The following is a 545-nucleotide window of genomic DNA, read 5'->3' on the forward strand; positions in this document are numbered from 1 at the left end:
CATGTCAAAGCAATCCAGTCGCTCATTTACCTTCGGTATCTCCTCAATTAAGCAGTGATAGCCACGAATCCGCCTCTCAAGTATGGCCTGTTATTGAAACTTTAAATCCACCACAGGGTTTAAGGGCATGCTGTGCTTTCGGTTATGATTTACAAGCGCAATTATGGGGTTTACCTGTCCCTTTCTATACTATCGATAATATCGTTGAAGCCGATAAACTGGGTGAACACCATTATAACGATAGTTTTTTAGGCGCAACCGCAGCGTTAATGGGAATGAGCAATGAAAAAATTGGGCTTTTATACACAAATAAAAGTGGTTTTATTGATATTTCCCATGTCCGTGATACCGCTGACTATACCCTGTACTTATTTAGCCAAATCTATCCGCGGTTAGGTGAAAGTTGGACATTAAAATTAAGCGATGAGCTCGCCAGTAGGCAAATCGTTTTTATGGCTTTCGAACCTCCCACTAGCCCTGAACAACGCTACACGCTAAGTGCTTACTTAGCCGCAAAATTAGCTTTTCAGCTTGCCGTATGGCAT

General features: G+C 42.0%; 1 protein-coding gene. It reads left to right on the plus strand.

Going from position 1 to position 545, the window contains the following annotated elements; genetic code table 11:
- Positions 1-545: DUF4056 domain-containing protein (locus ABN217_RS20145; protein ID WP_349459991.1), on the plus strand; the 545-nt coding region annotated here is incomplete at both ends.

It is taken from the genome of Proteus sp. fly-1067 (assembly GCF_040139345.1).
In the GTDB taxonomy this organism is placed as follows: Bacteria; Pseudomonadota; Gammaproteobacteria; order Enterobacterales; family Enterobacteriaceae; genus Proteus; species Proteus vulgaris_B.